The sequence below is a fragment of the Faecalibacillus sp. H12 genome, from assembly GCF_013361255.1.
GTDB classification, from domain to species: Bacteria; Bacillota_I; Bacilli_A; order Erysipelotrichales; family Coprobacillaceae; genus Faecalibacillus; species Faecalibacillus intestinalis.
Genome location: NZ_JABWDK010000012.1, coordinates 25,376 through 49,299 on the forward strand (window position 1 = coordinate 25,376; position 23,924 = coordinate 49,299).

A 23,924-nucleotide genomic window follows, 5' to 3' on the forward strand; every position below is an offset into this window, starting at 1 on the left:
TTTAATTATTTTACTGTAATTAATTCTAAGTAAGAAGTAGTTCCAGCAACACCTGGTGTACCAGCAGTAACAATGATTTGTTCACCTGGTTCAACTAAGTTTTCTTTAGCGATAACTTGAGCATATTCAATCATAGCAGCTCTTGTATCCATTTGTTTACATAATACTGATTTAACACCCCAGTTAATAGCTAATGCTCTTGTAGTTTGTTCATTTGGAGTAGCAGCAATAATCATAGATTTAGTACGATATCTAGACATTTTTCTAGCTGTAAATCCTGAATCAGTGAATGCAACGATTGCAGCAACGTTGAATTTAGATGCGATTTCAGCAACTGACATACAGATAGCTTCACTTTGATCTAATGAAGCAGTTCTGATTGCTTTTCTTTGTAATGAAGCATAATCTAAAGTTCCTTCAGTTTTTAAAGCAATTTTAGTCATAGTTTCAACAGCTTCTACTGGATATTTACCTTGAGCAGATTCACCAGATAACATGATTGCATCAGTACCATCATAGATTGCGTTAGCAACGTCAGATACTTCAGCACGTGTTGGTCTTGGGTTTTCTTGCATACTATCTAACATTTGAGTAGCAGTGATAACGATTTTACCTGCAGCACGACATTTATTGATTAATTCTTTTTGAATTAATGGTACATCTTCAGCAGGAATTTCTACACCTAAGTCACCACGAGCAACCATGATACCATCAGCAACTTTTAAGATTTCATCCATGTTTTCAACACCTTCGCTGTTTTCGATTTTAGCGATGATTTGAATTTCAGGACGACCGTTTTCAATTAATAATTTTTTAACATCTAAAACATCTTGTGGACGTCTTACGAATGATGCAGCGATGAAATCAACACCTTGTTGACAACCAAAAGTTAAATCTCCGATATCTTTTTCTGATAAGTAATCGAATCCTAATTTGATTCCTGGAACGTTGATTCCACGTTTGTTTTTAACAACACCATCGTTAGCACAGATACATACGATATCAGTACCATCAACATGATCAACTAATAATTCAACTTGACCATCGTTTACTAAGATGAAACCACCTGGTTTAACATCTTTATATAAATCTTTATAAGTGATTGTAAATCTTTCACTTGTTCCTTCAATATCTTCTACACAGATAGTAGAAACTTGACCTTTTTTGAATTCAGTTTTTCCACCAACGAAATCACCAGTTCTAATTTCAGGTCCTTTAGTATCTAATAAGATAGCTACGTTTTTGTTTAATTCTTTGTTGATTTCTCTTAAAGTTTTAATTCTTCCCCCATGTTCTTCGAAATCACCATGAGAGAAGTTTAATCTCATTACGTTCATACCAGCTTGAACTAATTTAGTTAAGACTTTTTTATCTTCAGAAGCTGGCCCAATTGTACACACAATACGTGTTTTCTTTTTTCTTTCTTTTTCTAATACCATCCTAATATCCTCACAATCATATTTTCATTTAAGTTTATATTAACGAAGTTTAATAGCATCTTCGTAAATACTAAAGTCAGTTTCACGTTTATGTCCTAATACTTCAGTAATTGGTAATCCTTTGATTTGACCATTTACTTCACTTACACATAAACCACCTTTTCCAGCTTCAAGTAATTCAACGGCATAAACACCCATTCTTGAAGCAAGAACTCTATCTCTTGCTGATGGTCTACCACCACGTTGCATATGTCCTAAAACGTTTGCACGAGTTTCAAAACCAGTTGCAGCTTCAACTTTTTTAGCTAATTCATGTACATCTGTAATATGTTCTGTAATAACAACGATTGCATGTTTTTTATCAGATGCTTTTGAAGCTTTTAATACTTCAATTACTTTATTTTCATCAAAACCAATTTCACTAGTGATTACCATTTCAGCACCATCAGCGATACCTGCATTGATAGCTAAATCTCCACATCTACGTCCCATAACTTCAAGAATAGTACATCTTTGATGAGAACTTGATGTATCTCTTAATTTGTCTAATGCATCAACAATTGTATTTAATGCAGTATCAAATCCAATTGTATGATCAGTATCAGGAATATCATTATCAATTGTTCCTGGAATACCGATACAGTTGATACCCATTTCAGTTAACTTTAATGCACCATTGTAACTTCCGTCACCACCGATAACAACTAAAGCTTCCATTCCTACTTCTTTCATTTTTTCAATTGCTTCTTTTCTTACTTCAGGATCTTTGAATTCAGGGAATCTTGCTGATTTTAACATAGTACCACCAATATTAATAATGTTACGTGTGCTATGACGATCAAACTTAATAAATTCTCCATCGTGTAATCCTTTATAACCAAGTTTTACACCATATACTTCAATTCCTTTATTTAAGCATGTACGCGCTACTGCTCTTACAGCAGCGTTCATTCCTGGAGCATCTCCTCCAGAAGTTAAAACTCCTATACATTTAACCATAATGTTCACTCCCTATTTCATAACATTTCATACATAGTGATTTTAGCACAAATCATGACTTTTCTACAAGAATTTTTACACATTTATTATGCTAAATCTTATTGTTTTATCATAATTGGCATACTCATTGTAAATATTGTGTTAAGTAAGCGCTCTACTTTTATTTTTTCGCGAGCATCTTTTTTCAAAGTATAGATTTTAATTAAATCATCTTGGGTGTATTGACTGGTAAATAACGTTATCTTTTTATTTTGATTACGATATGTCAATACAGCTGCTAAAACTTCATCTCTTGACCAGCCTGTTACATTTTCTCCACCTAGATCATCAATCACTAAATAATCTACATTACGAAGTTCCTCTATATTATTATCATTTCCAAATTCATTAAAAGAATTCTTTAAATCGATTAAATATGTAGGAAAATGCACATATCCTAAATGATATCCTTGTTTAGCAAGTGATCTTGTTAAAAAACCAGCTAATGTTGATTTTCCACAACCAGATGGCCCACAAATAAATAAACCTTTTTTTGACGTATTCGATAAAAAATGATCAATTGTACTTGCAAGTTCTTTGTTCATAATATCTTTAATTGATTTTAAATCAGATAATAATAAATCATCACTCACATTTGAAACAGTAATATGACTTAAAATATTTTGCTTTTCTAATATTTCTTTTCCATACTTACAAGGGACAAGTACTGTTTTTAAATGATGATTTTCAACATGAACCGCTTGCTTCATTCCTTTAGAAACTTTATGACATTGATAAAGCCCCATACAATCTTTACATTTTTGCACATCTTCTTGAAAATCTAAAAATTCAACCCAATTTTCTTCTATAAAATCTCGTCCTACTTGTCCATCAGATAAAACTTTCATTATGTAAGGATCCTTTATAAGTTCATTGATACTTTCTTCTTTTTGTTTTTGAAAATTTTGATCATCATCAAATAAATGTAAATCTTGTAAACTTTGCATTTTTTCTCCTCCTAGTCATATTTTTCTAACATTGCAAGAGCATCTTCATCAATATTATCAGCTGTTGATTTTTCTTGAGAAACAATTTGAATATCTTTTGTAAAATCATCCCAGTCATGATGTTGTTGATTTTGATATTTCAAATAAACTTTTCCTTCTTCTATCGCTTCTTGAACTGTTTTTATTTTTTTTCTTTTCCATTGACTTCCTAAAGCTTCTATAAAATTTTTAGGTAATGATTGATTACACTTTTGAAGTGTTGTTTCTATTAAGACATTGACAACTCCTGGCTCTAATTGTAACGTTGTTAAAACAGATTCGACAACTTGAAGATCTCTTTTTAATGGTTCTTTACCACCCATTTTATCTTTTAATAAATCATAAGGTGAAATATTTTCTAAATAATAAATATGTTTTTGTAAAGAAGATTCTCCCTGTTTTTCACTTTGAAGCAAAGGTGATTGCTTATGAAATACCTCTGTAAATTTTTCTGGCATTTTTAAATCATAATAGTTTCGGCAGTTTTGAGCCAATAACCGACTATTTAAATGATTTTCAATCATTGATTGTTTGACAAGATCTTGCATATCTAAAGCATTGATATGATATAAGATTCCTAATTGTTGAATTATTTTTTCATCTTCTTGATCAAACATTTTCTTAGATAATTGTAAATTTTCAATGCCTTGATAAAACAACGTTAGATCATAACTATTTTCAATAGAATTTTGTATTTTTTGTTTATATTTTTTTTCTTTTAATATATTTTTTTCATGATGATGAATTTCAAAAACATCTGTAAACGATGATGTCATTTCTTGATAATCATTTAAATTAACATTATACGTTTGAAAAATCGCTATTGTTTTTTCATATTCATCTTTCAATCTATCTTTCAATAAACGATCAAGAATTTGATGATTAATAAATTCTTGAGGTGATAACGGCATTTTCAAATCAAAAAGATAACGATTATCATTCGTTTGTTTAACATATGAACATACAAGTCCTACAGCTTCTAACTTATCAAAAGATTCCTGTAAAGAATTTAATGAAAATCCTGATAATTTACATAATCTAGAAATCAAAGAAGGACTTTTTGTAAGTGTCATTTGATCCAATTCACTATTGAGTGTTAGATAAAGAGCAGTAGCTTCCATCCCAATCAATGGTTGATAAAGTTGTAAAACTGTTTTATAACCTGTTAAATCAAGCATATAACTACTTCTTACTTGATAAACATCACTCGTTAATAATTTCTTCATGACTGATCCTTTCTATAAATTCATCAATTTGTTTATATAACTCTTCTATCCCTTGATTGTTATCAAAAACAATATCAGCCATTTCTCTTTTCTTTAAAGAAGAAATTTGGTTATTGATAATTGTATAAGCATAACTTTCATCAATATGATCTCTTGCCATCAATCTTTGAACTTGTCTTTGTTCATCTAAATAAACAACAATAATTTCATCACACAAATATTCTAAATGAGACTCATATAATAAAGGAATATCTAAAAAGATACAATCTCTCTCTTTATTTTTTTCAATTTCTTCCTTCATTTTTAAAATCACATAAGGATGTATAATAGCCTCTAACTGTTTTTTAGCATTTTTATCATGAAAAACAATTCTTCCTAATGCCTTTCGATCAACAATTCCATCTTTAACACATCCAAATAACTCTTGAACCTTCAAAATACATTCTTGATCAATTGTTAGAGCATTTCTTGAAATCAAATCCGCATCAACAACAAGATAACCTCTTTCTATTAAATAATGTGTGACTTTCGATTTCCCACATGCAATACTTCCTGTTATTCCGTATACTTTCATCGTTTTGCCTTTTGACATATTGGACAATAATATGTTCCTCTTTCATTAATCATTACTTTTTTTATCTCATGTCCTAATGGACAATGCTTTTGCATATGCACTTTTAATTGCACTTGAAACAAACCATCAATTCCATTAGCACTAAAAGAGTGAATTGTCGTTCCACCTTGTAAAATAGCTTTATTTAAAATCTCACAAGCAACATCCACTAATTCTTTAACTCTCTTTTTACTTAAAACATTGGCTTTAGTATAAGGATTTAAATGCATTTGATAACAAATTTCATTTGCATAAATATTTCCTATCCCTGTCATAATACTTTGATCTAGAAGAACTGTTTTAATCGCTTTATTTTTCTTTTTAAGTTTTTGATAAAGCTCTAAGTAATCTATTTCAAAAGGTTCAGGGCCTAATTTACTTAAAGGCAGTTGATTTTTATAATCATCATGATCCACCAACTTCATTCTTCCAAACTTTCTAACATCATTATATCTTAACTCCATGCCCTCATCTAATACAAAGATAACATGGTCATGTTTAGAAAGTATATCCCCTTTTTTACATATTTGATACTTTCCTTCCATTCTAAGATGAGAAATAAAGGCAACATCCTCCAATTTAAAAATCAAATATTTCCCTACACGATCAATCTCTTTAAAAGTCTTATTTTTTAAAGTTTGCACAAACTCTTCTTGATCATCATCAATGATTTTAGGATATAAAATTTTTATATCTTCAATTTTTTTATTTAAAATAAAATTTTCTAATGTTCGTCGAACCGTTTCAACTTCTGGTAATTCTGGCATTTTTTCACCTACTTTAACTCATACCAATTTTTAGCGTATGTTCCTTCCGCTTTTAATTCCACTTTCATTTGATAGGCACTTTCCATTCCTTCTTTTACAAGTTTCATCATTTTATCCAATTCATCTTGATAAACATCAAAAATCAACTCATCGTGTACTTGTAAAATCATTTTTGATTTCATATGATTTTCTTTTAATAATTGATCCACTTTGATCATTGCAAGCTTGATAATATCAGCGGCTGATCCTTGAATTGGAGAATTCATCGCTAATCTTTTTCCAAATTCTTGTCTCATATAATTCTTTTCATTGATTTCTGGAATATATCTTTTTCTATTTAAGACAGTTGAAACATAACCATTTTCTTTTCCAAAAGCAATGCTTTTATTCATATAGTCTTTAATCTCAGCATATTTTTCAAAATATTTTTCAATAAATGATTTAGCTTCTTTAACAGTGACACCTAATTGTTCAGCCAAGCCATAATCAGACATTCCATAAATAATTCCAAAGTTAACAGCTTTTGCATTTCGTCTCATTGTTGATGTAACCTCTTCTTCACTTACACCAAAAACAACACTTGCGGTATGACGATGAATATCTTTATCATGATTAAAGGCATCTATTAAACTTGCGACATTGGCTAGATGAGCAAGTACACGTAATTCAATTTGCGAATAATCAAAAGATATTAAATAATCATATTCAGGAACAAACGCTTTTCTAATAAGTTTTCCTGCTTCTGTTTTGACTGGTATATTTTGTAAGTTAGGATCTGTTGATGATAAACGTCCTGTTTGAGTTAAAGCTTGATTATAAATAGTATGTGTCTTTCCATCAATAAAGATTTGTTCTTGTAACCCAATAATATAAGTTGAATAAAGTTTACTTAATGTACGATAATTTAGAACTTTATCAATAATTGGATGAACATTTTTTAATTTATTTAAAACATCTACTGATGTGGAATAACCTGTTTTTGTTTTCTTACCATTAGGTAATCCTAAATCCTCAAAAAGAACTTCTCCTAATTGTTTAGGAGATGAAATATTAAATTCTTTATGTGCCAATAAATAAATTTCTTTTTCTAATTGATCAATTTGTCCTTTAAAAGTATCTCCTAATTGTTTTAAAACATCTTTATCCATTTTAGCTCCTTGAAATTCCATATCCGCTAAAATATACGCTACAGGCATTTCAACATTTTTGTATAAATCAAATTGTTGATCTTTTTTCAATCTTTGTTCTGCTTCATTTTTTAATTCATAAATTGCTTTAGCTTGTAAAACATAATGTTTCGATAAGACATCTTCTTCAGGAACATGTTTTTTAGCACCTTTTCCAAAAACTTCCTCATCAAATTGTAAATTAAAATATTGATAATAATCACAAACGATTTTAATTTCATCTTTTAAAGAAGGATTTAAAATATAAGAAGCAAGCTGTAAATCAAAAGTATACCCTTTAACTTCTAATCCATGCCAACGACAAGCATTGATACATTTTTTTATATCATAACCATATTTTTCAATCTTTTCATCTTTTAAGAAAGACTTAAAGTTTTCATCATGCATAGCATTTTCTAAAGAAATATAATAGGCTTCATCTTTATTATAAAGACCAAATCCCAAAATAGCCGATTTATGATAATTCGTATCATAGACTCCTACAATTAAAGCTGTATTCTTTTTAATATTTGGCAAAGTTTCAACAATTTTATATTCTAAAGGTTTACTTTGTTTTGTTTCTGTAGAAAGAGACATTCTTTTAAGTAAAGAATTCATATCATAACGTCTGTAAAACTCTGCAAGATCATCATTATATTCTTGTCCTTCATATTTCCAAGCATCTAAATCTAATTCAACAGGTGCATCTGTTATAATTGTGGCAATCTTTTTAGATAAAAGGCCCAATTCAATATTCGTTCTAACTTTCTCACCCATTTTACCTTTTAATTCATCCATATGTTCCTTTAGATTTTCTATTGTCCCATATTGATTTAATAACTTCAAAGCCGTTTTTTCACCAATTCCTGGAATTCCTGGAATATTATCAGCACTGTCTCCCATAAGACCTAAAAGATCTCTCATTTGATCAGGTTCTAAATTATATTTTTCTTTAAAACTTTCAACTGTAATAACTTCATAATCATTGGTCTTTTGAGGCTTTTTGTATTGTTTAACATTTGAATCGATCAATTGCATCATATCTTTATCATTTGTATAAACAGCTACTTCCATGCCTTGACTTGACGCTTTTTTAGAAATTGTTCCAATAATATCATCACCTTCATATCCTTCTTTTTCAATATAAGGAATATGATGAGCTTCTAAATATTCTCTAATCATTGAAAACTGACAAACAAGTTCATCCGGTGTTGGCTTTCTTGTCCCTTTATATTCTTCCAATAGCTCACTTCTAAAAGTCTTCCCTTTTGCATCAAAAGCAACCACAATATACTCAGGATTTTGTTTCAATAAACTTTCTAATCTATTAGCAAAACCATAAACTGCATTGGTTGGTACACCATCTTTATTGACCATTAAATTCCCCATAGCAGCTGTTGCATAATAACAACTAAATAACCAAAAATTCCCATCTATTACAACTAATTTTTCCATTTTATACCTCATTTACTTCTTTAACATTTTGTACCACTAAAGAAAGCTTATCTCGATAATTCATCTTTCCTTCAATACATACAATCTTATTTTTTTCTAATAATGTCTTATATCTTTGATACGTTGAAGAAAAAACGACTCCCTCAACATTTCCTGTTTCATCAAATCCTTCAATAAAACACATTTCATTTCCTTTTTTATCAACGATCACTTTGACCCTTAATAAAGATAATAATACTCTCACATTTTTTGAGACATACTCATTTAAATTTGCGACTGCAAGAATTGGTTGATTGATTTTTTGTTTCATATAAGCTAAAGGATGTTGTGTTAAATACACACCTATCGCTTTCTTTTCTAATTCTAAACGCACCATTTTATTTTCTTTAATAATTTCTAAAATAGGTGGTTCATCAATACCAATCATATTTTTTAAATGTGCATACTCTGTAATCTTTTCTAAATTAGCTTTTAAAGTCGCACGATTAAGTCCAAATTCATCAAAAGCACCCGCATCAATTAAACTTTCTAACATTAAACTCGTGATTTTCTTTCCTTCCATTCGCGAAACAAAATCAAAAATATCTTTAAACAAGCCATTCTTTTGTCTTTCTTCAACAATTGCTAGATAACCTGCCTGTCCTACATTTTTAATAGCTAACAAAGAAAAACGTAAATCACCTTCTACTTGTTTAAAATAATGTTCAGAATAATTAATGGATGGCGGTAAAATTCTAATTTGATATTTTTTAGCTTCTGCAATATATTCCATTTTATGAACATCACTATTTTGTTCATTAGAAAGAATTGCTCCATAAAAAGATAAGGGATAATTAGCTTTTAAATACGCAAGTTGATAACCAATTAAACCATAGGCAATTGCATGAGCTTTATTAAAGCCATAATCTGCAAACTTTTCAATTAATCCAAAGATATATTCCGCCTGATTTTTTTCATAACTATTTTTTAAAGCACCACTTATAAATTCCTCTTTCATTGATTCCATTAACCCAAGTGTCTTTTTAGAAGTTGCTTGTCTTAATATATCTGCTTTAGCAAGTGAAAAACCAGCAATTTTTTGTGCTACTTGCATTAATTGTTCTTGATAAATAATAATACCATACGTTGATTTTAAAATATCTTTTAAATCATCATGTGGGTATTCCACTTTTTCTTGATGAAATTTTCGAGCAATATAATGAGGAATTTGTGACATAGGTCCTGGTCTATATAAAGCATTGGCAGCTCCAATATCTTCAATACTGCTTGGCTTTAATTTTCTAAATAAATTCTTCATCCCTGGTGATTCTAATTGAAAAACACCTAACGTATCTCCATTTGATAACATCTTAAATGTTTTTTCATCATTTAAAGGAATCGTATTTAAATTTAAATGAACACCTTCATACTTTTCAATATTTTTTAAAATATCAGAAATTACAGTTAAATTCTTCAATCCTAAAAAATCCATTTTTAATAAACCAACACTTTCAATATAATTTTTAGAATACTGTGTCAATACATTTTGATTAGGACCTTTTGTTAGAGGAACCACTTCATTTAAACAATCTCCTGATAAAACGACCCCTGCAGCATGCATTGAAATATTACGTGGTAAATGTTCTACAAGATAGATTGCCGGTAAAATCTTTCGTAACATTTCTTCTTGATTGACCATACTTGCAAAAGCATAGGAAGATTCATAAACTTCTTTTACTGTTTTTCTATTTTTTCCTTGTGTTGGAATATACTTTGACATCATTTCTAATTTAGGTAAAGGAACTGAAACGACTTTTCCTAAATCTCTTAAAGCAACCTTAGGCCCATAGGTAGCAAAAGTAACAATTTGTCCAACATGTTCTTGTCCATACTTTTCTGTAACATATTTAACAACTTCATCTCTTTTATCATCTTGAAAATCAATATCAATATCAGGCATTGAAACACGCTCTTCATTTAAAAAACGTTCAAATAATAAATCATATTTTAAAGGATCAATATTCGTGATTCCTAAAACATAACTCACTAAACTTCCAGCAGCACTTCCTCTTCCTGGACCGACTTGAATATCATGTGTTTTCGCAAATCTTACATAATCAAAAACAATCAAAAAATAATCATTGAATCCCATTTTAGCAATGACTTTTAATTCTTTTTTTAAACGTTCTATATAAGTTCTAGGAACTTCTTTTCCTTTAAATCTTTTCTTTAAACCAACAATACAAAGTTGCTGTAAATAATTTTGGCTCGTCACATTTTCAGGTAAAGGATAGTGTGGTAAATGCATTTGATTGGTTTCAATAGTGACATTGCATCTTCTTAACAAATCATTTGTATTTTCTATAATTTCGCGATCAAACAATAAAGACATCTCATAAGCATCTTTTAAATACATCTGATTTGTTTGTACTTTATAATTTCGATCAATTTTTTCGCCATGGATACTTGCTTGCATTAAATCAACCGCTATAGCATCTTGTGGATATAAATAACATACTTCATTCGAAGCACAAACCTTCACTTCTTGTAAAGTGGCAAGTGCTTTTAAACGTTCATTTAAAAATGATTGCATTTTTAAATGATGATCTTGAATACAAATATAATAATTATCTTTAAACATTTTTTTAAATAACGCAATATATTTTAAAGCCTCAGATTCTAACTCTTTTAAAACAAGCCTTTCAACAATTCCTTCTTTACATCCAGAAAGAATAAAAAGATGTTCACGATATAAAGATAATCTTTCTAATTCAATCGCTTTACGTTCACTTAAATTAATATCACTACATATTTTCATTAAATCATGATAACCAATTTGATCTTTTGCATAGAATAAAAAAGGATAAACTTCTTGATCAATAAGTACATCCCCTTGCATTCCAAAAATAGGTTTGATGTCATAATGATGACAAGCATTAGAAAATTCAATCGCACCATACATATTATTGATATCTGTTAAAGCCAATGCTTCCATATGCAATTCTTTCGCTCTTTTACATAAATCTTGAATCAAAATCGTACTATTTTGAAAACTATAACAACTATAGATATTCAATTCACCAATCATGTTGCCACCACCTTTTTCCATATTATACGCTAAATCATCCTTGATTAAAAGAATTACAAAAATGTTTTCAAAGATAATAAAATTAAAATCAAACCAACATATAAAGTTAAAAATAAATACAACATTTCAAAAAAAGAATACGTTAAAACAAGCATAACAAACAACCTATAGATATATAAAATAACTGCATAGTAATGATAACGAATCTGTAAAACACAAAATCTTCTTTGCCAAATGATAATGACAATAGAAAAAAACATCGCTATAAAATGAAAAGGTAAAAATAACGAAGACAAAATAATTTGCAAAATCAAACAAATCCCTACTAGAAACTGCATTTTTTTGATTCTAATTAACATAACACCACCATTTTATTTTATGAAAAAAACAAAAAAAGAGCACTTATTTAGCATGCTCTTGTAAACTTTTTGCAAGCTGTGCTGGACAACTTGTTGGTTTTGCTCCACATTTGATGTCTTTTAAACGTTCAATAACTTCATCAACTTTCATACCCTTTGCTAGTGCAGCAACTCCTTGAGTATTTCCTGAACATCCACCTGTAAAGATAACATTTTTAACAATCCCATCTTCAACTTCTACATGGATATTTCTTGAACAGACACCTCTTGGTGTATAATCGTATTCCATTTTTATTCCTTCTTCCTATTTTCTTGTAAGTTTAGCAATTGATGTCACATATGATTGATACATATGACTATCTACTGCTTTGATCTCTTCTACTTTATAATATTTTGATAATTCTTGCAAATCTTTTGCAAGCATAGATGTAGAAGAATTCATATAAATGACTGTTTGTACTTTTCCAAGTCTTAAAGTATCCTTTAATTCATTAGAAATCCCATTGACTCCTTGAATAATCACTGTATCATACACTTTCTTTTTTGCAAAAGTAACCATTTTCTTAATTGGTTGACCATAAACAAATTTAATATTTTCTTTTCCTAATAATTTAGCATTATAAGTAGCACTTTCAATATTATCTTTCTTTTCATCAATAGCAACAACTTCTTGATCTAAATTCATTTCTAAAATACCATTTTCACAATTAATAGAAATAATCTTTTTACTTCCTTTAACCATTGTTTTAACAATCTTATTTCTAATTTCAAAAGATTCTAAATGATCTGGTAAAGTTGTTTTAACAGACATAATATATTTTTTACCATCACAAATAAATTCTTCTTTCGTATTTCCAAAAATCTTCTTATAACCTTGACTTTCAAAATCTTGATATTTAGAAGTATTAATTGACATAAATAAACCATTGACTTGTTTTAGTTTTTTAATATCACTTACCACTTCATCTTTTAAACCGTCTTTCCCTGTAATAATGATGACTTGTACTTTATCTTGGAAAACACGTAATTTAATAAATCTTAAACCTGTTCTAAATTTATCATTATATGTTTTACATTGATGATTATTAAAAACTTCTTCTAATTGTAATAATGTTTGATTAATTAATGGATGTTGTTTCATACACCCTGTCATCACTGTTAAATATTTTGTTTCTCTTTGATAAATTCCAAAAGTAACTTTTCCTTTAAAATCTACAATAGGTAAATTGGCTTGTGTAAGGAAACCATTTTTTTGATTCATCCCAATAATTTGATCAATCTTAATTTGTGAACGATCTAATTCTGTATACTTCTTTAAAGATTCTTTAATTAAATCTTTTTTATGTTTTAATTGTGCTGGGTAAGCATAATGTAATAAATTACATCCCATACATTCTTTATTCGCACGACATGGATTTTTAACACGCATTGGTGAAGGTTTAATGACTCTAATTAAATCACCAAAATAATAATTTTTATTATTGTATTGTTTGGCATCAATTTCTACTTCTTCATTTAATAATGCCCCTTTAATAAAGACAATTTTACGATTAATGTAACCAATACCTTCTCCATTGATTCCCATTTTTTTTATTTCAACTGTTGTTTTCATATAGCCTCCTTAAAAAAGGAAAAGCATCTTATTGATGTTTTTCCTCTCCTTCTTCCTCTTCTTTCATTTCATGTATTATTAATCTAAGAAGTTCAATTCGATTCTTATGCATCTTTTCGATAATAATTGTAACTCCTGGAAATTCAATTTTATCTTTTATTTTAGGAACACCACTAAACTCTCCTAAAACAAGACCACCGATTGATTCAAAATCTTCCGATTCAAAATGAGTATCAATTTCATCATTGACCTCATTTAAATTTAAACTACCATCTACTAAATACTCATGATCATTGATTTTAACAATATCATCACTTGCATCATCATATTCATCATCAATTTCACCAACGATTTCTTCAACAATATCCTCAAAAGTAACAATTCCACTCATAACACCATATTCATCTAATACAATAGCAAGTGTTGCATGTTCCTTTCTCATTGAAGCAAAAACATCATTGACTTGATTAAATTCATAGACCACAAAAGTCTCTCTCATATACTTTTTAACATCAAAATGTTCTTTATCAATATCGATAAACAACAAATCTTTCATATTTAAAACACCAATAATTTCATCAAAAGACTCATCATGAATAGGATATCTAGAATACTGTGCATCATGATAAACATTCATTAATTCATCATACGTACAATCATCCGGTAAACTTTCAACATGAATACGTGGTGTCATAATCTCTTTGATTTCAGTTTCACCAAATTCAAAAACATTATGTATCATTTCTTTTTCTTCTTTTTCTAGAACACCTTCTTCATGTCCAACTGTTACAATTGTTTTCAATTCTTCTTCAGTTAAACTAGGGCCATGTTCTTGATTACCACCTAAAAGTTTAATAATAAATCCTGTAATAATATTCAACACAAAAACAACTGGTTTAGTAATTACACAAACAAAACGAATAAATGGTGCTAAAGCAAAAACTAATTTATCAGCGTTTTGAGTAGCAAGAGATTTAGGCGTGATTTCACCAAAAATCAAAATACACAATGTTACAACACCTGTTGCGATTGCAACTGTTTGTGCACCATCTCCAAAAATAGCCATAATCGTTGCTGTTGTAAGTGACGAAGCACCGATATTTACTAGGTTGTTTCCTACTAAAATAGCACTTAATAAACGATCTTGATCATCTAATAAAGACTCTACTAATTTTGCTTTTTTATTTCCTTCTTCAGCAAGTGTACGTATTTTAATTTTACTTACCGATAAAAAAGCTGTTTCACTACAAGAAAACAACGATGATAAAATTAATAAAATGATTAATGATATGATATTCATTATCTGGGCAGAATCCACTTTTACATTTCTCCTTTGATTCTATTATTGAAAATTATAATAGTATAATTACAAAAATTTGTCAATATTCCATTATTTTTGTATAAAGTTTATGTAATGATGATAAAAATCATCAATATCTTCATCATATACAATTAACACTTTTTTACCTTTGATTCCTAATTGATAATGACCAATTTCAACAACTTGATCAAAATACATTGATTTTCTTTTTTTAAATTTCTTTAAAACATTTTGATACGTATTATACCCAATTTCATCGCTACGCCATGAACCTTTTTCTTCAACGATTTGGTCAATCTTTTTATCACTTGGCATTCTTGTTTGTCTTTCACGTTCAAGAACCAATTCTTTAAAAATATTTTTTGAAACAAAAGTATTTAAACATTGATAATAACCTTCAAAAGAATAAATTGCTTCTCCATCATCTTTATCTTTACCGATTTTTTGAATAAAAGTTGTCGTATCAACAAGTAAATTTGAATTATTTTCATCTATCCTTTTATTTTTTGGCAAAGTGATCGTCATTTCTTGTTTATCTAATTTCGAAAAATCAATTTCATTATACAAAAAGTAAACACCTACAAAAACAGCAACAGAAACAATCACTGCTATTTTCTTTTTGATTGGATTTTTAATTAAAGGAATTTTTGTATTAATAATTGTCGCAAATAATGTAATTAATATAAAATAACCCGAAAAGCTTAAAAGTGAACTTAAATTATTCATTTTCAAGACAAATAACATTCCAATCATCAAAATAGCTAAAATATCTATAACAATGCGAACAAACCCATCTAAATATTTAAACTTTTGATAAGAATATGTTCTTTTCTTTAAAGCACGTCTCTTTAAATAAATAAACAATGCTGCAAATAGCCATAAAAAACAGCCTACATAAATAAGAAACAAACTAAAACAAACATTTAAATTTAAAAATATCGAACCCCAAGAAAAACGGTACAACCAAGAAAAGAAACTTGTAAAACCATAAAAGATCATAGCCGCAAGAATGCACATAGCAATTGCCCATGGTTTAAACATTTTTAATTTTGCCTCACATAAAACATCTTCATCACTTGATAAATCTTCCGCATCTAAATTAACATTTCGATAAATATGCATATCTTGCATACAACAAACATGTTCATATCCTAAATGGTCTAAAGTTTCTAAATAGTCATCCGTTAATGGATTATAGTCAACTTGATATTTATAAACTTGTGAGGATTTTTCAAACTTAAAAAATGAATTAACTGATACAAGATTCCATCCTTTTTTAGACATTTTATCTAGATAAGGAATTAATATTTCATCATAAAACAATCTATTTTTTAAAAATGTATACTTATATTTCATCTTCATAATCCTTTTTCATAAACAAAATAATTTGTTTTTGCATCTTTTCCTTTTCTAATTCAAGTCTTTCTTTTCCTTTTTGAGTAATTATGTATATTTTTCTTTTATTTTCTTCTTTTAATAATTGAATATATCCTATATTTTCAAAACGTGGCAACAATGCATAAAGTGTTCCAGCACCAACGCTAACATCACCTTCCGTCATTTCATTTACTTTTTCCATAATTTCTAAACCACATAAGGGCTCATATAATGAAAGTAAAATATAAAACATTTGTGGAGTTAATGTTTCAAATTCTTTTCTCGCCATTTTCTCACCTCTTTTATCGAATATCGATAAATATTTCAATCTCATTATATCGATATTCGATAATAAAAGCAATATAAAAGCGGACTTTTGCCCGCTTAATTTCTAACATATGCTTTAATAACTTTTATTATTTCATCATTTAAAGGTCTAATTGTATATTCTTTAACATTTGCAGGAACAGTAAATGTTTCTGCATAATGTACTGTATAAGGTTCAAATTCATTTTTAGGACTTTCAATAAGTGCTGTTTGCCCTTCAACTAAATTTAACATATTAAATCCATGGTCTGTTTGATGATCACTTGTAAAACGACGTGTTTCTATAAATTCTAATTCATGTAAGCCTGTTCTTTCTTCAAGATAATCATCTCCATCATGAATCTCTTCAACATGATTTACTAAATTATCTTTAACCCAAGATGTTGTTCTATTCCATTGAATATTTTTTTCACCATCTTCAATATGAATCGCTCTAGGTAAACCATCTAACACTAGACGATCCCAATTCCATAATTTAAAAGTAAAAATATAAGGTGTAACACTAATCTCTAAAATCATACAATTCTTAGAAGAACAATGAATTGTTCCTGCAGGTATTAAGAAATGATCATGTTTTTTAGCATGAAACTTATTGACATACTTTTCAGCATTAAATGAAATATGACTTCTTGAGCACATTTTAAATCTGTTAACATTTGATTTTTATCAATACCTTCTTTTAAACCTAAATAGACACCACCATCATCTTTACAATCTAATAATAATAACTTTCATCTTGAGTATAAGTCATTCCAAAATGAGATTTAATATATTCAGTTAAAGGCTGCACTTGTAAACTTAAATTTTCTCCATCAATTGTATCTAGAAAATCAAAACGAATAGGAAATTCAGCACCAAAGCGACAATAATTTTTCATTCCTAACAACTCTACTGGTTGATACAAAACCTAATCCATCGCTGGAATTTCTATACGTGTATCTCCAAATCTAAAATAAAGACTATTTTCTTCTGGAACACCATCAAAACTCCAAGCATAGTTATTTTGTTTTTCATCAAGGTCACAATTCTTTTTCATCCATTGTCCACCCCAAACTCCTGGATCAAAGTAAGGAACAAGTCTAAATGGTCGTTGAGTTGTCTTTTTTTATGCACTTTTTAAGGCATTTCCAGTAACAATTTTAGGGTTTCCTTCTTGATTACTATCAAGAAAATAATCAATATTTTCAAAAATATCCATTTTATGCTTATCAGCAATTCTCCATTCAATAAAGAAATTTCTCTTTATCTTCTTTAAAACATCTTCATCATCATTATCTTGTTTAAAATTAGGCATACCTTTTCGATATCTCAATTGAATTTCCCAACGAGAAAGATCACAATAAATCAAAGTATCACCTTTATGAATGTAACTCACTCCAACACCATAAACCAAAACTCTACCTTTATGACTAGCAAGTGATTGATATTGAGCCAATTTTATATCATCAATAAAATCATCCATCTTTCCATAATACATGACTCCTCTTACACGATCTTCTGTTAAAAAAGGGTTCATCATTTTATTAAGCTCATCTTTTTCATAAAATACATCTTCACTTTTAATCACGAAATCAGGTTTATAAATTTCTTTAATTAAATCAAAGATTTCGTCATCGACGCCAGGATAACAATCTACAGTTAAACAATAATTTTCTTCTTGTCCTAGATTTTCTAAATATTTTTTATTTCTGTTTTGCCTATACAAGCTTCATTTTCATATCCACTTATATTTATTTTTGGAAATTTATCATAATTCATTACTATCACCTAAATTCCTTTACACTTGTTATTTTATATTTAAATTATATCCCATATCATCATATGAATCTACAAATCTCAAAACATATTATTCCCCTAACATAATAACAATCGTATCTCCTTCTTCAACATACTCACCTTTTCTTGGCAATTGATCAATGACCTTATTTCCTTTACCAACAAAAGTAAAGCGTAAAGAAATATTTTGAACTTCACTTCTTTTTTTACCAATATAATTTTCTACTTTGATTGTTCTTTTATCCATTATAGAATATGATTTTTGTCTTTGAGATTTTACCTTTTTGACATTTAAAGCAGGTAAAATATCAACAAACATCTTTCTAGCGATAGGAGCAACTGTTGTTCCACCATATTGAATACAGTTTTTAGGATTATCCATTGCTACATACAAAACAATTTGTGGATCATCAATAGGAGCAACGCCAACAAAAGAGAGAATATAACCACTTCCAACATAGCTTCCATTAACCGCCTTTTGCGCCGTTCCTGTTTTACCACCAATACGATAACCATCTATATAAGCATTTCTACCTCCACCATCAGTCACGACACTTTCTAGCGCATCTCTTACTTTTTTAGATGTTTCTTCTTTAATAACATGTCTTTTTACTTTCTTTTTAACTTGTTCAACAATTTCATTATTTGAACTGTTACTGATTTCTTTTAAAATATGTGGTTGTAACAAATAACCACCATTGACACAAGCACAAATAGCAGTTACCAATTGTAAGGGCGTTACAGATATGCCTTGTCCAAAAGCAACGGTCGCTTGTTCAAGTTCATGAAAGTTTTTATAATCAAACATAATCCCACATGATTCTCCAGGTAAATCAATTCCCGTTTTTTCAGTTAAGCCAAAATTTTGAACATATTGATACAATCTCTTTTTTCCTAATCTCCTACCAATTTCTACAAATCCTGGATTGGATGAATTTTGTAAAACTTCTCTAAAAGTCTGCAAGCCATGCCCTCCTTTTTTCCATGATTTGATTCTTGCGCCTGAAACATATTCATACCCTTTATCATAATAAGTATCTTTATCCATATCAAATAAATTTTCATTTAAAGCACTTGAAAAAGTTATGATTTTAAAGGTTGATCCTGGTTCATAAGTTTTCCAAATAGGAATATTTTGATTATAAATATCTTTATCCTCATTTTGATAATCATTAGGATTAAAGTTAGGATAACTGGCGATTCCTAAAATCTCTCCATTTTTAGGATTCATCGCTAGTGCCCAAATACCATCTGGATGATACGTATCATAAGCATTTGATAATTCTCTTTCAATGACATCTTGAACTCTTTTATCTATGGTCAAAGTGATATTCATTCCACTTTGACTATACGTATAATGACTTGGATACATTTTTAAATTATGACTTTTAGCATCCATATAATAATCAATCGAACCGTTTTTTCCTTTTAAAAACGAATCATATTCTAACTCCAATCCTAATAATCCTTGATTATCAATTCCAACAAAACCTAAACAATGACTTAAATAATTATTTCCCGGATAATATCTTTTTGTATCTTTAATCAAATAAACACCTGATAAATGCAATCTTTGTATTTTACTTGCAACTTGATTATCAAGTTGTCTTCCTTCTGGAGAAATTCTTTGAATCGACACCTTTTTATTTAATTTTTCTTTTAAAACATTGACATCTAAATTTAAAATTTTACTTAATTCTAAAGCTGTTGTTGCTTGATCCTTTATTTGACTCGGTACAACAACCAAAGAAGCAGTTGTAAGATCTGTTGCCAGTACATTTTCACTTCGATCATATATTTTCCCTCTATTAGCTTGTACAGGAAAAGACCTTTGCCAAGACTCTAATGCTTTATCATAAATATTTTTACGATCAATGATTTGAATATACCCCACTTTAAAAATAAGCGCTAAAACAATGAGATAAATACACATTTTAATGATTTTGATCTTATTAACAGATTGTTGAAACAACATAAATCTCACCATTATAAACTATGAAAAAAAAGAGGAATCATTCCTCTTTTAAGATATTGCTACTATTAAACTATCACCGCTATGAACAACTGTATTCTCGCCAACACTTTGAGCAGTTACATGTCCACTTGTGCCATCAATCGTTAATTGAATACCAGCAAGTGAAGCATAAGTTTGTACTTCTTTTTTAGACCATCCTATTAAATTAGGAAGTGTTATATCTTTTCCTTCTGTTTTGATAAATACTTTATCACCACTTGTCACTTTGCTTTTAGCAAGTGGATATTGTTCAATAACAGAACTTCCATTACCGATAATTTGAACACTTAATGATTTTGATTCTAATTTAGATTTTACATAATTAACAGATTGATTTGTATAGGAATCTAAAGTACAGCTTTGATCAACTGCTGTCGTATTTTTAGCATTATAGCGATTTACTACTTGAAGTGCTTCATTCATTGTTTGTTTAACAATATTTGGCATATATTGAGCATATGAATCTCCTGATTTAAAAGTTAAAAACATCACGACTTGAGGATCATCATAAGGAGCAATCCCTACAAATGAATGCATATATAAAGTTGTACTATAACCACCATTTTCAACAACTTGTCCTGTCCCTGTTTTACCAATCATACGAACATCATTATCCAAACGATAAGTCTTCCCTGTACCTTGTTCATCTTCAATAACACCTAACATTAAATCTTTTACTTGACTGATTGTATTTGTTGAAAAGATTTGTTTTGAATATTTCGGTGTTGCTTGATAGACAACTTTATTTGTTTCAGGATTGACAACTTTATCTACAATATGTGGTTGAACCGTTTTCCCATCATTTCCAAAAACACTATATGCTTTTAAAAGTTGATAAGGAGTGACCGTAGAACCTTGACCAAATCCTGTCGTTAAATATTCAAGTCTTCCAGCATTTTTTCTTGTATAAGCATTGATTGATGATGAACATGTAAGTCCATCCATTGTATCACCTTGGAAAAAGCCTAAATCATTTAATTTCTCTGTTAAAACATCTTTTGTAACATAACCTTGATCCAATAAATTACAAATAGCTACGTTACTTGAATGATACAATCCTTGATCATAAGTAATTGTACCCCAACCTTGACCACCATTATGATCTTTAATTGTGGCTACTAATTTATTTCCATAATAAACATTATAACTTCCTGAATTATAATAAGCATTATGATCATATTTACCTTCTTCAATAGAATCAGCATAAATAAATGGTTTAAAAACAGATCCACATTCAATTGTTCCTTCTAAAAAATAATTATTGAATGTTGATATATTTCTTTCATTAGGATTAAAAGATGGATAGGTTGACATTGCTAGAATCTTTCCTGTTTTAATTTCCATCACTCCAGCAGTCACAACTTCAGCACCACTTTCACTATAAGCATTAGACATCAAATAATCTAAATTTCTTTGAAGACCACTATCAATCGTTAAATAAAGATCATTTCCATTGGTTGGATCTTTCTCTCTTAAAGTTCCATCTACTAAAGCATATCCATTAGCGTCTGTTTGATAAACCTTATAACCATTTTTACCTTTTAATTGTTTATCATAAGAAAGTTCAAGTCCCATTTCTCCAACCATTTTCTTAACACTTTGATCATTATAACTTTTTGCATACCCTACAACATAGCTACAAAAATCACCCAATGGATAATATCTCGAATTAGACTCTACAAACTCTATTCCCGTAAGATTACAATCTTCTATTTGTTTTTTTACTGACGCTGATAAATTATTTCCTTTTGTCCCAAGTTCAATTTGATAACGTCCTTCATCCTTTGCTGTTTGTAATTTAGATGTTAATTCATTGACATCTATTCCTAAAATAGGACCTAGTTGACTAGCTGTTTTATTAACATCTTTAACATAAGCAAGATTTTTACCATAGCCTGTTCTTTGAGATGAAAGTACCAAAATAATTTTATACTTTTTAACATTAACAGCTACTTTTTCATGGTCACTTGTATAAATTTGCCCTCTTTGAGCATATTCAACAACTTCTTTCTTACTTCTATTTTTCGCAAAAGAGGCAATGTTCTCTTTACTGATCAAGTGTTTTCCCGTTGCCCCCAAGTATAAAATATTAACTACCAATGAAAAAATAAGAACTGCAAAAATAATACCCGTTATCTTTGCACTTTTGTATTTCTTCATTATTGCTGAGCTCCTGTTGTTGATGCTGTTGCATCATTTTGATAAGTATATCCTTTAGAAGTTGCAACTTCAGCAACACGATTGAATGAAACTAATTCTTGTTTTTGCATTTGTAAACTATCTATATCTGATTCAAGTGTGTCTATTTCATTTTGTAATTTTTGAATGGTTCTATTATATGAAGATTCAACTGATTTAACCATAATAATTCCAAAAACAAAAACAACAATTGTTACAATTAAAAACACTTGTGCAAAAGATTCAAATCCTGTCTTTCTCTTTTTCATAAAATAACCCTCTCTATAACTCTCAATTTAGCTGAATGTGCACGATGATTATGAGTCAATTCATCATCCGACGCTATAATCGGTTTTCTATTAACCAATTTAAATTTAGGTTGCATTTCTAAAGGAATAACTGGTAATCCTTTAGGAACATCTTTTAATTTTGAAACTTCATTAAATGTATATTTACATATTTTATCTTCTAAACTATGGAAAGTAATAACCGAGATTCTTCCATTTAAATTTAAAAGATCCAATGCATCTTTTAAAGCAATATCAAAAACATTTAATTCATCATTAACCGCAATTCGAAGTGCTTGAAAAGTACGTTTTGCTGGATGTCCGCCTTTTCTTCTAGCATAAGCAGGAATTGCTTCTTTAATAATATCTACAAGTTGAAAAGTTGTATCAATAGGATGTACTTCTCTTTCCTTTTCAATTTTTCGAGCAATTTGTTTTGCAAATTTTTCATCCGCATATTTATATAAAATTTCTACAAGTTGTTCATAACTATAATGATTAACAATATAATGTGCATCCAAAGATGCCTCTTGGTTCATTCTCATATCTAATCGAGCATCATAGTTATAACTAAAACCTCGAGCCCCATCATCAAATTGAGGTGATGAAACACCCAAATCAAATAAAATTCCATCTACATGTTCTACACCACGAAGATGGAGTTCACTTTTTAAATTTTTAAAATTGGATTGGATAATTGTAAATTGATTGCCAATTTTCTCCAACCTTTCTCTTGCAGCTTCAATCGCATGAATATCTTGATCAAAACAATATAAATGGCCGGTTGTTAACTGTTTTAAAATCAAACTTGAATGACCAGCTCCTCCAAGTGTACAGTCTACATAGATACCATCTGGTTTGATATTCAATCCTTCAACTGCTTCATTTAATAAAACTGTAACATGGTTGAACATTC

Annotated in this window: 22 protein-coding genes; all 22 read right to left on the minus strand. The window is 29.1% G+C overall.

What is annotated here, in order from left to right; all coding sequences use genetic code 11:
• Positions 1–5 precede the first annotated feature (5 nt).
• Positions 6–1,439 (minus strand): pyruvate kinase, encoded by a 1,434-nt coding sequence (gene pyk, locus HUU89_RS09070; RefSeq protein WP_032090528.1) that lies wholly within the window; start codon positions 1,437–1,439, stop codon positions 6–8.
• 39 nt (positions 1,440–1,478) lie between these two features.
• Positions 1,479–2,438, minus strand: a complete 960-nt coding sequence (gene pfkA / locus HUU89_RS09075; protein ID WP_022002930.1) for a 6-phosphofructokinase — start codon at positions 2,436–2,438, stop codon at positions 1,479–1,481.
• Between the two features lie 98 nt (positions 2,439–2,536).
• A complete protein-coding gene (locus HUU89_RS09080) occupies positions 2,537–3,424 on the minus strand; it encodes an ATP-binding protein (protein ID WP_119363707.1) in 888 nt (295 codons plus the stop codon).
• Positions 3,425–3,435: 11 nt separating this feature from the next.
• Positions 3,436–4,689 (minus strand): DnaD domain protein, encoded by a 1,254-nt coding sequence (locus HUU89_RS09085; protein ID WP_175301579.1) that lies wholly within the window; start codon positions 4,687–4,689, stop codon positions 3,436–3,438.
• Positions 4,667–5,281, minus strand: coding sequence for a dephospho-CoA kinase (coaE, locus tag HUU89_RS09090; protein ID WP_254697741.1), 615 nt, complete (start codon positions 5,279–5,281; stop codon positions 4,667–4,669). The genes HUU89_RS09085 and coaE overlap by 23 nt, the downstream gene beginning before the upstream one ends.
• The gene (gene mutM, locus HUU89_RS09095; protein ID WP_032090531.1) at positions 5,260–6,069 is read right to left on the minus strand and encodes a DNA-formamidopyrimidine glycosylase; all 810 of its coding nucleotides are present in this window, start codon (positions 6,067–6,069) and stop codon (positions 5,260–5,262) included. Before mutM ends, coaE begins: the two co-directional genes overlap by 22 nt.
• A gap of 8 nt (positions 6,070–6,077) precedes the next feature.
• Positions 6,078–8,690, minus strand: a complete 2,613-nt coding sequence (gene polA, locus HUU89_RS09100; protein ID WP_175301580.1) for a DNA polymerase I — start codon at positions 8,688–8,690, stop codon at positions 6,078–6,080.
• Between the two features lies 1 nt (position 8,691).
• Positions 8,692–11,757 (minus strand): DNA polymerase III subunit alpha, encoded by a 3,066-nt coding sequence (dnaE, locus tag HUU89_RS09105; RefSeq protein ID WP_175301581.1) that lies wholly within the window; start codon positions 11,755–11,757, stop codon positions 8,692–8,694.
• A 53-nt stretch (positions 11,758–11,810) separates the two neighbouring features.
• The gene (locus HUU89_RS09110; protein WP_175301582.1) at positions 11,811–12,116 is read right to left on the minus strand and encodes a hypothetical protein; all 306 of its coding nucleotides are present in this window, start codon (positions 12,114–12,116) and stop codon (positions 11,811–11,813) included.
• A 43-nt stretch (positions 12,117–12,159) separates the two neighbouring features.
• Positions 12,160–12,405: a TIGR03905 family TSCPD domain-containing protein gene (locus HUU89_RS09115; protein WP_022002938.1), complete on the minus strand. Its 246-nt coding sequence runs from the start codon at positions 12,403–12,405 to the stop codon at positions 12,160–12,162.
• Positions 12,406–12,420: 15 nt separating this feature from the next.
• Entirely contained in the window at positions 12,421–13,728 is a 1,308-nt protein-coding gene (locus tag HUU89_RS09120; protein WP_147579503.1) for a TRAM domain-containing protein, read from the minus strand.
• A 28-nt stretch (positions 13,729–13,756) separates the two neighbouring features.
• Complete coding sequence (locus HUU89_RS09125; RefSeq protein WP_032090536.1) at positions 13,757–15,028, minus strand: hemolysin family protein; 1,272 nt, start codon at positions 15,026–15,028, stop codon at positions 13,757–13,759.
• A 90-nt stretch (positions 15,029–15,118) separates the two neighbouring features.
• Entirely contained in the window at positions 15,119–16,405 is a 1,287-nt protein-coding gene (locus tag HUU89_RS09130; RefSeq protein WP_175301583.1) for a DUF2812 domain-containing protein, read from the minus strand.
• A complete protein-coding gene (locus HUU89_RS09135; RefSeq protein WP_032090538.1) occupies positions 16,395–16,715 on the minus strand; it encodes a PadR family transcriptional regulator in 321 nt (106 codons plus the stop codon). Before HUU89_RS09135 ends, HUU89_RS09130 begins: the two co-directional genes overlap by 11 nt.
• 95 nt (positions 16,716–16,810) lie before the next feature.
• Entirely contained in the window at positions 16,811–17,392 is a 582-nt protein-coding gene (locus HUU89_RS15025) for a class I mannose-6-phosphate isomerase (RefSeq protein ID WP_254697742.1), read from the minus strand.
• A gap of 76 nt (positions 17,393–17,468) precedes the next feature.
• Entirely contained in the window at positions 17,469–17,657 is a 189-nt protein-coding gene (locus HUU89_RS15030; RefSeq protein ID WP_254697743.1) for a hypothetical protein, read from the minus strand.
• A gap of 3 nt (positions 17,658–17,660) precedes the next feature.
• Positions 17,661–17,789: a hypothetical protein gene (locus HUU89_RS15315; protein ID WP_317992336.1), complete on the minus strand. Its 129-nt coding sequence runs from the start codon at positions 17,787–17,789 to the stop codon at positions 17,661–17,663.
• Between the two features lie 69 nt (positions 17,790–17,858).
• The gene (locus HUU89_RS15035) at positions 17,859–18,458 is read right to left on the minus strand and encodes a hypothetical protein (RefSeq protein WP_254697744.1); all 600 of its coding nucleotides are present in this window, start codon (positions 18,456–18,458) and stop codon (positions 17,859–17,861) included.
• A gap of 141 nt (positions 18,459–18,599) precedes the next feature.
• Entirely contained in the window at positions 18,600–20,504 is a 1,905-nt protein-coding gene (locus tag HUU89_RS09145) for a penicillin-binding transpeptidase domain-containing protein (RefSeq protein ID WP_175301584.1), read from the minus strand.
• Positions 20,505–20,552: 48 nt separating this feature from the next.
• Complete coding sequence (locus HUU89_RS09150) at positions 20,553–22,703, minus strand: penicillin-binding protein (protein WP_175301585.1); 2,151 nt, start codon at positions 22,701–22,703, stop codon at positions 20,553–20,555.
• Entirely contained in the window at positions 22,703–22,990 is a 288-nt protein-coding gene (locus HUU89_RS09155) for a hypothetical protein (RefSeq protein ID WP_022002947.1), read from the minus strand. The genes HUU89_RS09150 and HUU89_RS09155 overlap by 1 nt, the downstream gene beginning before the upstream one ends.
• Positions 22,987–23,922 (minus strand): 16S rRNA (cytosine(1402)-N(4))-methyltransferase RsmH, encoded by a 936-nt coding sequence (rsmH, locus tag HUU89_RS09160; protein ID WP_032090541.1) that lies wholly within the window; start codon positions 23,920–23,922, stop codon positions 22,987–22,989. The genes HUU89_RS09155 and rsmH overlap by 4 nt, the downstream gene beginning before the upstream one ends.
• Between the last annotated feature and the right edge of the window lie 2 nt (positions 23,923–23,924).

Bases quoted from the DNA above. Each gene is read 5' to 3' on its own strand.
- rsmH (WP_032090541.1), bottom strand. From the start codon at position 23,922: ATGTTCAACCATGTTACAGTTTTATTAAATGAAGCAGTTGAAGGATTG.
- pfkA (WP_022002930.1), bottom strand. From the start codon at position 2,438: ATGGTTAAATGTATAGGAGTTTTAACTTCTGGAGGAGATGCTCCAGGA.
- pyk (WP_032090528.1), bottom strand. From the start codon at position 1,439: ATGGTATTAGAAAAAGAAAGAAAAAAGAAAACACGTATTGTGTGTACA.
- HUU89_RS15315 (WP_317992336.1), bottom strand. From the start codon at position 17,789: ATGAAAAAGAATTGTGACCTTGATGAAAAACAAAATAACTATGCTTGG.
- HUU89_RS09145 (WP_175301584.1), bottom strand. From the start codon at position 20,504: ATGTTGTTTCAACAATCTGTTAATAAGATCAAAATCATTAAAATGTGT.
- HUU89_RS09120 (WP_147579503.1), bottom strand. From the start codon at position 13,728: ATGAAAACAACAGTTGAAATAAAAAAAATGGGAATCAATGGAGAAGGT.
- HUU89_RS09085 (WP_175301579.1), bottom strand. From the start codon at position 4,689: ATGAAGAAATTATTAACGAGTGATGTTTATCAAGTAAGAAGTAGTTAT.
- HUU89_RS09135 (WP_032090538.1), bottom strand. From the start codon at position 16,715: ATGGCGAGAAAAGAATTTGAAACATTAACTCCACAAATGTTTTATATT.
- HUU89_RS09125 (WP_032090536.1), bottom strand. From the start codon at position 15,028: ATGAATATCATATCATTAATCATTTTATTAATTTTATCATCGTTGTTT.
- mutM (WP_032090531.1), bottom strand. From the start codon at position 6,069: ATGCCAGAATTACCAGAAGTTGAAACGGTTCGACGAACATTAGAAAAT.
- HUU89_RS15025 (WP_254697742.1), bottom strand. From the start codon at position 17,392: ATGTGCTCAAGAAGTCATATTTCATTTAATGCTGAAAAGTATGTCAAT.
- HUU89_RS09080 (WP_119363707.1), bottom strand. From the start codon at position 3,424: ATGCAAAGTTTACAAGATTTACATTTATTTGATGATGATCAAAATTTT.
- HUU89_RS09115 (WP_022002938.1), bottom strand. From the start codon at position 12,405: ATGGAATACGATTATACACCAAGAGGTGTCTGTTCAAGAAATATCCAT.
- HUU89_RS09130 (WP_175301583.1), bottom strand. From the start codon at position 16,405: ATGAAATATAAGTATACATTTTTAAAAAATAGATTGTTTTATGATGAA.
- dnaE (WP_175301581.1), bottom strand. From the start codon at position 11,757: ATGATTGGTGAATTGAATATCTATAGTTGTTATAGTTTTCAAAATAGT.
- polA (WP_175301580.1), bottom strand. From the start codon at position 8,690: ATGGAAAAATTAGTTGTAATAGATGGGAATTTTTGGTTATTTAGTTGT.
- HUU89_RS09150 (WP_175301585.1), bottom strand. From the start codon at position 22,703: ATGAAGAAATACAAAAGTGCAAAGATAACGGGTATTATTTTTGCAGTT.
- HUU89_RS09110 (WP_175301582.1), bottom strand. From the start codon at position 12,116: ATGTTAATTAGAATCAAAAAAATGCAGTTTCTAGTAGGGATTTGTTTG.
- HUU89_RS09155 (WP_022002947.1), bottom strand. From the start codon at position 22,990: ATGAAAAAGAGAAAGACAGGATTTGAATCTTTTGCACAAGTGTTTTTA.
- coaE (WP_254697741.1), bottom strand. From the start codon at position 5,281: ATGTCAAAAGGCAAAACGATGAAAGTATACGGAATAACAGGAAGTATT.